The 11,549-nt window shown below is 54.4% G+C and carries 4 protein-coding genes; all 4 read left to right on the plus strand.

Annotation, left to right across the window (positions count from 1 at the left end; all coding sequences use genetic code 11):
• Positions 1 to 68 precede the first annotated feature (68 nt).
• A complete protein-coding gene (locus GEV38_RS08355; protein ID WP_054573461.1) occupies positions 69 to 2,489 on the plus strand; it encodes a hypothetical protein in 2,421 nt (806 codons plus the stop codon).
• Positions 2,486 to 5,401 (plus strand): hypothetical protein, encoded by a 2,916-nt coding sequence (locus GEV38_RS08360; protein WP_054573460.1) that lies wholly within the window; start codon positions 2,486 to 2,488, stop codon positions 5,399 to 5,401. Before GEV38_RS08355 ends, GEV38_RS08360 begins: the two co-directional genes overlap by 4 nt.
• Before the next feature lie 205 nt (positions 5,402 to 5,606).
• The gene (locus tag GEV38_RS08365) at positions 5,607 to 9,278 is read left to right on the plus strand and encodes an RHS repeat domain-containing protein (protein WP_239688300.1); all 3,672 of its coding nucleotides are present in this window, start codon (positions 5,607 to 5,609) and stop codon (positions 9,276 to 9,278) included.
• Positions 9,279 to 9,495: 217 nt separating this feature from the next.
• Complete coding sequence (locus tag GEV38_RS08370) at positions 9,496 to 11,499, plus strand: hypothetical protein (protein ID WP_054573479.1); 2,004 nt, start codon at positions 9,496 to 9,498, stop codon at positions 11,497 to 11,499.
• Positions 11,500 to 11,549: the final 50 nt, after the last annotated feature.

The following is an 11,549-nucleotide window of genomic DNA, read 5'->3' on the forward strand; positions in this document are numbered from 1 at the left end:
AGGTTGCTCACTGAGTGAATATAGGGGCGGTCCGGAATATTCGATTTTTAAACAGCGAGGAAACTAACATGGCTAGGCCGACACTGAGCGAGTATCTGACTTATATGGGCAAGGCGCCACGTACAAAAGGTTGGGGGGCCTTGTTGGTCTATGATCGCGCGAAAACCAACATGCTGCTGATGCAGGAGCATATTCTACGCGGGCAGCAAGGGGCTTGGATCGAACCGGTTTCCGGTGAAAAAGTTACCGAGAACGGCAAGATTTCCCGCCTTTCCAACTTTTCTTTCGGTGCGCCGGTCTTGTCGTTCGAGAACGCGAACATCGGTAGTTCAATGGCCATGCTGAGCATGCCCGTGCTCGGTGGCATACTGACCGAGTATAGCCGTCAGCAGGGGGCCAGCCAGCCGATTCTGATCGGTCTCACCAAATTTGACCCCCTGACCGCGCCACGTGTGAAGATGAATATCAAGCTCAACGAAGGCGGCGGTGGAGTTGTGGGCGAGGATGGCCGGGTGACATTGGACCTGTCCAATAGTGAGGGTTATTACTTCGAGGTTAGTCAGTGGGAGGAACTGAATACAAAACTGGGAGAGTTGATTGAGGAGAAGTTTAAAGAGCCTGAAAGGGGAGAACAAGTTTGGGAATTGAACAGGCTGGCACCGATTGAAGGTGGCCTTAACCCAACGTCCTTCAGGGTACGGACGCATTCGCTGGCCAAAGCGGGGAGTGCCGTTTCGAGTCCACTGCAGGAAGAACAGGAAGAGGGAGCGGTTATTGTCGGTGTCGCATTCAATGGCGACAAGAATGGCGATTTTCCAGCCGATGATAAGGATATGCCTTATTTCCTTCCTTCGCGAGACGGTGGTGCATACACAATGAATTTGTGTATGCATAATGAGGTTTGGATGGGCTCTGCAGTGAACACGCTGATGTCGGCTTTGCCGCATGTAAAGGTCAAAGGTCCAGAGTTTGTTTATGATAATCTAGGCTTTTTGCGGACTGTGGTTGTCGGCCAGTTCAACGTTAGTGTAATGGCTAACGCTTTTAAAGAAGAGCTGGGTGATATGAGAAATGTGAATATCGTTGCCAGCTTCAATCAGCCCATGGGTATTTTCAGTTTTAAACTGGAGGAAGGCTCTCTTCTGTTGACATGGACTGATGCCGGTACCTATGGAAATGTGGAGATTGCTTGGCTGGAGTGGATAGCTGGCTCGCTTTTGCCGTTCCGTCTTGAAAAGCAAACAGACGTGAACATATCGGCCATTTGCCGGGTGGCCGTCGAGGTTGATGGAGGCAAGCTCATCCTGAGGCCAGGCGAAACAAAGGTTTCATGTGACATGAAGCTCAAGGATACCAATCCGCTATTTCTAGCCCTTTTTGATAGAGTGGCTTCTGACTTCGAAGCGAAGACCAAAGCTTTTATAAGCGATATTTTTGATCATCTAGATGGCACCTTTGAGCTTATTGACCTGCTGCGTCTAAATGGTTTGTTGTTCCGCAACAATACACGACCTGTAATTGATACTTCCTGGACCTTTGGGGACCTTTCATTGCTGGGTGACCTGGCCCCTGCGCTCACATCTTTTGCAATCGATCCGCTTGACAAGGTCCTCCTCGCCGGTGGCCAGCAGAAGTTGACGCTGGTGCCCTGGCCGGAGGAAACCGTTACCTGGACCGTCAAGGCTGCCGATGATGGCTCTACCGATAAAACACTGGTGGGCGAGATCGTGGGGGATATATACAAGGCACCCGCAGCGGACAAGGTTCCCGGCACATTCCGCAACATCATTGTCACGGCCACGGCTGGCGAGAACAGCAGCAGTGCCCAACTGACCATCGTACCCAAACCAGTGGCGGTCAGACCGAACCTGCTGAGTGCGAACTTCACTAAAGACAAACCGGAGCGCTATGTACTGGAGGGCGGTAGCGTAGATTCGGCGCTGACATGGGAGAAGAGTGCCAACTTCAAGGGTATTTTGCGAGATCCGGAGCCTTCCGATTACAACGATCTTGTTATCCCTCGGGACAAGAAGTGCAAGATCTATGTCGCGCCTCAGAAAGATCCGGGCACTGGCCAGGACCGGCTCATGCAACTGGACCAGGTGCGGGTCAGTGGTGGGGGCCGCACGGAAACCATCGATATCATTACTGCATGGGACATGCCGTCGGCAACCATGACGGTCGACGCAGTGGGTAATGCACTCAAGCTGACGCTGACAGTCGCATCCTGGGAGGGAGATGATGAGGTTCTTCCACCCGAGAAAACGCAGTGGTACAAGGTTCTGGGCACCGGGAAAATCGATGACGCCAAGGGTACTTACACGCCAGGGGCGGACGAGGGCGATTACGTGATTATTGCCGGTGTTGCCAAGCAGAGTGGGCTGTCCTGGAATTACAGCGTACTGCCTATGCCTTACACCGAAGTGGAAGCCCAGGTTTTCGCTGAGGTCAATGAGGCTTTCGATCGCCTGCAGGCAGCGAGGTCATGATCATGTCTGCTAATTCCAAACAGGACTTGCTCGATGAGTTGGCCAAGGGCGACAGCATGCGCCGCTGGGGCGCGGTACTGGCGCTTGGCCGGGACGCAGTCAACAGGGGGTTGCAAAGCAACTTCGTGGAGGCATTTACCGACTCTGGTGTGCTGCAGCCTATCAGTGGTGAGTTCTATATTGACCCTGGCACCAGGACTGAAAAGGTAGCTTTCGAAAACCTTACCCTGGGCCCGACGCAGTTGTCTTTCCAGGGCGCATCGGGCAGCGGGCCGCAGGTGCGGGTGCGGATGGAGCTGATCGCGGGGAACTGTGTGTCTTCGACGTTCATGATCGGCAACGTCAATCGCCTCAGAAGAAGCCATGCCCTGGAAATGGGCATGGGCTATCAGTTCGAAGTCTATGGCCGCCTGAAGGTGCAGGCGCACGAGCACCTCGATAGGAGCTTGGTGGTGCTCGACCTGAGCGAGGCCGACAACCCTACCTGTACCTTGGGCTTCAGCAGCACCGCTGCGAGCGCGATGGGAAAATTCATTCTCGAGCAGCTTCGTCAGCAGGGCGTGCTGGCCCGTCAGATACCGGTGCTAGCATTCGATATATTCGGTCGTAACGGATTGTCCACTAGCCGCATCGAGGTCGTGGCCCAACAAGCGCCCGCTGGCGGAGGCGGGGGTACATCGCCGGTAGATGATGGCGCACTGTTGGTACTGATGCAATTGGTCGCGGGTGTGGAAGCGGGCCAGCCAGGCAGCCCCTTGCCTTACTTGTTGCCGCGCAAGACTGACAAGGACAACTATGCCAGTGCACTGTTGATCAGTCGTCTGCGTGCGCCCATCGCTAAAGCGCGTCCGTCTGTCGCCCTGGAGCAACTGGTTTTGCCCGATGCCTATCAGGTCGTGCTGGAGCAGGAAGAGCACAACCCGCATGACATGATCGTTTTCGGCGATGTCAGGGCCAGTAGCTACTCTCGGCAGCTACTGCCGAATATCGCAAGGGTCTCTGCTGGCAATGAGGTGCGGTTTGACGTTGGGGCCACTGTCAGCCGGTGGTCGGCGGCCGATGTGTATCATCCGCAAAATTCTGGCGAGATGGAAGATGCCAAGTACACCGCTCCCAGTGTGCACACGTTCCCGGCGCAGCAACGCCTGGTGAAGATTACCGGTAGTTTGGCCAGTGGCAATGGGGAGGTGTCCAGGTCGTCGTTGCTGGTGGTGTCAACGGAGCAGCTGGCAGTTTCCCCGCGGGTGGTTATCTGGGCGAAAGGGGATGACCCTGTTCGGTTGACTGCATCCGAAGGCGGCAGGTTGGAGTGGGCGCTCGAGGGCGATGCGTTCGGTAGCATCCAGCGTGACCCGGAGGGCGATCAGAATACGCCCCATGCTCTTTTCACGCCTGCTCCGCCTACCGATAACTCACCGATTCGCCTGCAGCGCATCCGGGTCAGGAACTGGGGGGAGGAGGAAGGTTATGCGACCGTGATCATCCTCGACAAGATTGCACCCTGGGAGGTACAGCCCTTCCATGTATCCACGTTACCGGCCGATGGCAAAGTGTCTTTTTCCATGCCTGAGTTGCCAGAAGAGCCTGCAGCGACGACGCTTGAGACGGCGTGGGACGACCACCCTGTCGTGCAAAGTACTCGATGGGTGCTGTATGGCGAAGGCGAACTTGATGCGGAAAACGGTCAATATACGGCGCCTGAGCAAAGCACAGGTCAAGCCAGTGTCGTGGCGGGTATCTACGGTGGCCAGGCGGGTATCGCAGTGATCGAGCATCATGCAGGGTCGCCTCGGGAAATGGCCCTGAGCAAACAGCGCTGGATATCCCTGCAGCATTTCTATGTCAGCCTGAACAATACATCCAGAAAAGTCGCCTTGGCTAATGGCAGGCAGCAGGTGGGAATTGATATCGAAATCAAGACTGACCTGGTTGAAACTGAAGTTGGCCCCGTTCCTATTCCAATCAGCGATGCCGAACTGGCCACGCTGGTATTGACACACAGGGATGGGACAAGGATCGACTGGCTGCCTGTGGGGACGGAAAGCCTCAAGACGGACGGTCGAAAGTGGGTAGCCAATAAAGCTCGCAATCGCTTCGATTATTACCCAGTCGCTCTCGCTGCACCTTCCACTGTACTAGAGGATGATCAGGCTACACGTCGCGTAACGGTCTACCTTCAAACCACCCAGGCTGAAGTGACACACATCCGTGCCGAGTTCCGAGGCCATGATAACCAAGTCCACAGGTCATATGACAAGAGCAAGGAACGAGGCCAGGTAGAACTTGAGGGGCGAGTAGTTGAGCCACTAACTGAAGCGGATATAGAAGTATTCAAAGGTAAACGGATACGAGAGCAAGGTGGGTTCGATAAGGAACGGAAAGATGGCACCTTGGATATTCATAATTACTGGCATTATACAACTGACTATTGGCTGCTCAAGGGCATAAGGCGCAGGTTTGTAGATGTACTCTTCGACCAGATTTCCATGGCGAAGTGGGAAAGTGAGCTGCTCGACGAAGCATTCTGCAGTTACGTGGGAACTGCGTACTTTCCTCGTGCTCTTCCCGGTCAGCGACCGGTTGGCGGACGCATGGAGTACCAGGCTGAATTGGAGTTGCTGGCAATTCAGCAAGCCGGTACACCGTTGGATCGCGTTATCAAGCAAAGTGAGATACCAGCAGAAGGCGCCGTGTTGTTTGTGATCGAGCGGGTCGCGGACATGAAGTTCTGGTACGACCACAATGGCGTTCGATGGCGCGAAGGCTTGGGAGAGCCGATGCAACTCACGTTGATCGACAACTACGGCTCAGCCCACACGCTGAAAGTCAGGTGGGGACGAAAAAATAACGACGGCTCCATCGATTCATCGGATGTGCGAAACTTCTTGCACTTCGAAATCATATCTGCTTGAGAAATGTTGATGGGCACAGTGAACTGTGCTGGTTCTTTTACTGTATTGGCTGCCCCTACGGTCAGGGGCAGCCACGCCCTGTTGAGGGATATATATGACGACGAAGTCTGTAGTGCACTCCAATGCTTTCAACTTCATGAGCTTCGTGCAAGGTGGCGTAGACTCTCGGACCGGGCAATATAGCCTGACTATCGAGCTGCCTGGTATGCCGGCCAACTACCTGAATGGCCCCAACTTGCCTTTACGCATCACGTTCAACCCCATGAACCCGGAAGACTCGGGGTTCGGCGCCGGCTGGCGTTTAGGCCTGAGCGAATATGATCTGGATAGCCAGATGCTCAGCCTGCACAGCGGTGAGCAATTCAAGGTCGTGGACAACGGGCCAGGCCGGAAAGGTAGGGTGCCGGAGCGCAAAATTGATAGTTTCCATTTTGAACATGTTCTTGTGGAAGGCGAAACCCGTTATCGCGTCGCGCACAAATCAGGTTTGATCGAGTTGCTCAAGGTGTACACGGTTCCTGCTCCCGAGCCAGGGCTGCCGGACCGACGGGTAGCGTTCCCGGCGCAGGTACTGGCACCGACCGGGCATGGTGTTTCCTTGCGGTACGACATTGTGCAGGTGCCATCACCGATGCCAGGTATCCCGGCGAAACGGGTGCCCTGCCTGGCCGAGATGGAGGATGACACCGGACGCAAACTGCTGAAGATCGATTATTCCCTCAGCGACCGGATATTCATCGATATCAACCCGGACACGCTGGCGCGTGCGCGTTATACACTGCTGCGCAATGGAAGTGAACTGGAGAAGGTCATACTGCCGACCAAAGATAATGCACGTTGGCAGTTCAAGTACAGGGTGATGGGCGAGGTGCGTTGCCTCGTAGCGCTGCAGACGCCTGTCAATGGCGCTGAAGAAATCATCTATGACGAAGCAGGACACAAGTTTCCCGGCAGTGGTGGCAGGACACTGCCACGCGTAAAAAGTCATGTGGTCAAGCCGGGTGCGAAGCAGCCTGACATGCGTACGGACTACAGCTACAGCTCGAATAACTTCCTGGGTAACAACACAAGTATCACTTGGGAAGACAACGGTGAGGACAACCTGTACAAGAATGCCGACGTGACGTACCTCTACAATGCCACGGCCACGCATTTCAAAGGCGGCAAAGGGGTACGAACGGTCAAGTCCACGTTCAACCGTTTCCATTTGATGATCGAACAGGTCACTACGCAAAGCGATTGCATTGAAACGCAAACCGTCCATTATCCTGAGGTACCGAACAGGCAATTCGGGGATCAGCCAGCGAATTTCCAGTTGGCTGAAACCACGATCACTTCTTGGCGCCAAGGCCTGTCGGGCGCCCCCCGGGAAGAGAAGGAAATTACCCGCTACGATCTTTATGGCAACCTGACGGAAAAGATCGAGGCCAATGGCAAAACGACGGTATGGACGTATTATCCGGCCCATGAGGACCCCGAGCAATTCGTGCGCCACATCAAGACCGAGGAAGTTATTCCGGCCGTTGGAGAGGGCCGCGCCGAAGCGCTGCGCAACCTGTACACCTACCGCTTGCTTTCGTCGCTCGCAGAGCAAGGCAAGGGAACCCTGCAGCGTCACCACGACCAACAGGTCCGGGTGCGTGATGAAGCGCCACTGTGGCACACCACTATCGAATATTACGCAGACCCCACCGATGTAGTTGCGTATGGCAGGCCGAAGGCGCTGACACAAGTGCTGAATGGCAAGAAGACCCTTACCGAGTATGTCTATGGCGAGGTGTCGATCGAAGGTCACCCGGCAGTACAGACGGTTGAAACCCTGACCGGGTTCGATCACGGCCAGCCGCTGCTCGCCCGCGAACAGGCGCATGTGAAGGGTGGGGCGAGCCGGCATTCGCAGAAGGTCAACACCCTCCAGCATTCGCTCTTGATCGGTGAGCCAATGCTCAACTACGACGACAATCAGGTGCAGATTGCCTATCTGTATGACGAACTGCGGCGTGTCATCCGCGAAACGGTCGACCCGTTCGGTGAGTTCAAAGCTTGGCGCAGCTACAACTATTACCTGTCTTCTGATGGTCAGCAGGCTTACCAGGAAGAGACTGATGTGAAGGGGGTGACCACCTGGACCTATGTGGATGGGCTCAATCGGGTTCAGCGGGTAGAACGCCAGGACCCGGATTTTGGCGCTACCGCTAAAGCGAGGGCAACGCCGCGGCTCAGGAAAACCGCGCATTATGATGAACTGGGCGATTTGCTGGAAGAGGTCCAGTACGAATGGCTGGAGCTGAAGAACCTGCCATTGTCCACCCGTTACGAGTATGACGATTGGCGCCAGCGTAGCTGCGAAATCGGCCCGGACGGCGTACGCAACTACACAGTGACCGATCCGGTCGGTTTGCCGGATCGGCTGGGGCCAGTTGTTCGCGAGTGGCGAGAGTCCAAGTCACGATTGCTACGCAGTGGTACCACTATTACTCGCATGAACCTGTTCGAGCAGCCGGTCGATGTCGAGCGAGTGGATAACCGGGGACAAACCGAGAGTTTGCATCGGTATTACTACGATGGGTGGGGGCGTACTGTTCGGGAAGTGGATGCACGCGGGTATGAAACGTCGTCTGTTTACGATGAGTACGATCGGCTTGTCGACCAGATACTGCCTGATGGATCGGTGGTGCACCGTGACTACGCCCCGCATGCCAAGGGCGATCTGCCGACGTTGATCAAGGTGAAAGATGTTACGGATGGCAAGGATTATGTGATGGGTACGCAAACCTTCGATGGCCTGGATCGCATGATCGAGTCGGTAACCGGCGGGCGGGTGCGCACTCTGTTGTATGATCTCGGGCAGCACCAGCCGGCGGTAGTGATCACACCTGCCGGTAACCGCATCGACTACAAATATGTGCCGCAATTGAGTGAAGAACCGCTGCGTCGTACGTTCGCGGGTGACGACGCGAGCTACGTGTACGACAAGCAGAACGCGCGTTTGCTTAACTGCACCGAGAACGACGAAGCGCTTGAGCGTGAGTATTTCAGCACTGGCGAACTGAAAACGGAAAGGCGTCAGCGAACCGGTGAGGAACTCTATGAGATGGCCTATGTGCACAGCATCGATGCTCGGTTGCTGAGGTACACGGATGTGCTTGGCAAGACCCAGTTCTATGAATACGACTCGGCAGGGCAGTTGCGCCAGACCAGCCTGGAGAATGTCACCAGTACTTTTGACTACGATGCATTGGGCAGGATGGCCAGCATTTTCACCGAAACCGAGGATGAGGACGGGACACATCGCAGCCTGCGAACCGAGCTGTTCTATGACGATTTCGACCGTGAAATCCTGCGACGTTTCGACTTTGGCGATACCGTTCAGACTTTGGCACAAGCCTACAACGCGGTAGATGGCATCATCAGTAAAACGCTGAAGGAGGGCGATGCGGAACTGCGCCACGAAGACTTCGAATACGACGAGAGGGCCAGGTTGCGGAAATATACCTGCCGAGGTGTAACTGACTATGTACCTGTCGACCCCTATGGAAACAAGATCGAGGAGCAGCTTTTCCGCTTCGATGGCCGCGATAATATCACCCGGGTTCGAACCACCTTCAATGGCGGGAAGATTGACGCTACTTACCTGTTCGGCAATGAGGCGGATCCGGCACAGTTGACGGGTATTGACATGATTTGGGCCGATGGGAAAACGGAACACATTCCGTTGGAGTATGACGGCGATGGCAATTTGAAAACTGACGAAGAGAAGCGTCAGTTGACCTATGATGCCCTGGGGCGCCTGTCGCAGGTGGTTGTACCTGCACAAGGTATTACAGCCAATTACGGCTATGACCCGCTAGACCGTCTGGCGTCGCAGGATGCTTGAAGCACGCGGGTAATCGAAAGAGCGGTATTTTAAATCGACAATGTAGTCGGAGCCTGCCTTTGCGCAGGCTTTTTCTTATCTTGGATGTCCAGGTTGACTTGTTGTCAACTGATAAAATTGTCAGTTCACCGAGTGTGCGTTGCGTGATTGAATAGTCCCTGTGATATTGGCTTTGAAGTTAATATTGACGTCAATCATGACAGGGTGGGCCATCGGAATGAGCAGCAAGATTCATACACCAGCTGAGTCGACTCGGCAAATGGTAAGGCGCGCAAGAGCCGTGAACTCGGAAGGCAAGGCGCTGGTCAAGCCGGGTATAGATCCGACTCTGTTGGCAGACACCCGGGATGGTACGGTATTCAGCGCTGTTTTGACTGACGCCACGAAGAATCTGCTCATCAGCATCGAGGCGTGGCCGTTGCTGGAAGGCACTCCGGCGGGTTTTTTTGATGTATTGGAAATCTATCATGCCTCCGCGAGCGGTGTGTCTACATTGCTGTCGAGTGAAGAGTATACAGGCGCTGATGTTGGGAAGTTCCCACTTTCGGTAGTCATAGATAAAGATAAGGTCGAGAGTTGGGTGGATGGGCCGCAGCTATTTAGCTACAAGGTCAAACCATGGAACGGCTCTGACCCGACGGAATCTGAAGTGCTGAGCCTGATTTTTGACCGTATGCCTCCTTATGGTAATAGCACGCCTGTCGCGCTTCCTGCGTTGGGCTATGATGTTATTGACGCGAATATTAACAATGTGTCGGTCGAGTTGCCGGACTATGACACGTACGCGGTTGGCGATAAGGTTTATGTTTACTGGCTGAATCATGTTCCGGAAGATCCATCCACAATATCTCCGGTTGCTTCCGATGTGATAGATGTATTGCCAAAGACATTGAAGGTACCCGCTGAGGAGATCAAGGCGGTGGGGGATGGCGGGGTGTATGTACTGTATGCACTGGTCGACAAGGCTGGCAATATCAGCAGGCTGTCATTGCCGATGGCTGTGGGTGTTGCCGTGGGACCGCTGCCCTCAGGGCTTCAGGACCCGGCAGTGCCGTTGGCGGCAGATGGCTTGATTGATCAGGAGGATGCCTGGGCCGGGGTAGTGGTGGAGGTTCCGAGCTTTGACAACTGGAAATCGACCGATTGGGTGCAGGTCAGGTGGGGGGCGTTGGGGCTCGGCTGGCGTGAAATAGGTAGCGCTCCCAAGTTTCCGCTTGAATTCGTGGTCCTGCCCAAGCAATTGTGGGATCAATATGGCGCTACGAGCACGGGCAACGTAGAAACCAACGTCAGTTATGAACTGCGCCGCGGTGCGGTGCCGCAGGGCGGTAAAGACATTGATGTGGATGTGAACCTGGAGGTCATCGGGCCGACTGATCCAGGCACTGACCCTGGCTGGCCAGACCCAGTCAATCCGAAACTTTCGCTTGCTGAAGTTTTTGGCAGAAGTTCCGATACGCTGAATACATTGCTGCCGGAAGATGAGAAACAGGACGCTGTGCTGAAAGTCACAATCGATGCGGCTTTCAAAGAGGGCGATATTGTCAGTTTTTATTGGGATGATGAACATGTCGTCGAGATTGACTACACGCTGGCAGCCAAAGACTTGGGGGCGGAAATAAATGTGGATGTTCCCTGGGCTTATATCGAAGCGCGTAACAATGGCAGTGTGCCTGTGTGTTATATGGTTGAACGCCCTGGTGTGCCCAATCGTCCGAAGTCTGCAAGTACCATCGTCAATGTCGAAGCCATTGTTCTACGCCCGGATGCGCCCGCCTTTTTGGGGGGGAATACCAGTGCGAACCCGCCTGAAGGTTGGTTGACCTGCGCAGCCCTGTACGATGATGACAATCCTAGTCCGTTGGATCCGGCAATCAGAGTATTGATAAAAGGCCTTGGTGATTATGGTTTGAAGGCAGGCGACCAATTGACCATGCATTGGTATGCTGTGCATAACCTTAACGGTGAGGAGAAAATTGACGATACCGTGTTAGACGAGGTGATAGCTCTGACGGAAGCAGACCTTGCTGAGTTGGTGTGGCGTGTGCAGCCGTATAATGAGTATATTCTGCCAATTTATAATTATCACGCTACCATTCATTATGGGCGAGGGCGTGTCTATTACAGTTTTTCTATCGACGGAAAAACTGTTAATTCAGAGTTGGCGGAGCAAGTTGTTTCCATGCACAATGCAGCCGGTAGTTGTCCTCTCAGACCTTGAATGAAATATGGCGGTGCCTAACCAACTTGGCATCGGCGTTGGTTTCATTT

Source organism: Pseudomonas sp. 13159349 (assembly GCF_013305685.1).
GTDB classification, from domain to species: domain Bacteria; phylum Pseudomonadota; class Gammaproteobacteria; order Pseudomonadales; family Pseudomonadaceae; genus Aquipseudomonas; species Aquipseudomonas asiatica.

Excerpts from the sequence above, each read along its gene's own strand:
- GEV38_RS08365 (WP_239688300.1), top strand. The coding sequence starts at position 5,607 with ATGCCGGCCAACTACCTGAATGGCCCCAACTTGCCTTTACGCATCACG.
- GEV38_RS08360 (WP_054573460.1), top strand. The coding sequence starts at position 2,486 with ATGATCATGTCTGCTAATTCCAAACAGGACTTGCTCGATGAGTTGGCC.
- GEV38_RS08355 (WP_054573461.1), top strand. The coding sequence starts at position 69 with ATGGCTAGGCCGACACTGAGCGAGTATCTGACTTATATGGGCAAGGCG.
- GEV38_RS08370 (WP_054573479.1), top strand. The coding sequence starts at position 9,496 with ATGAGCAGCAAGATTCATACACCAGCTGAGTCGACTCGGCAAATGGTA.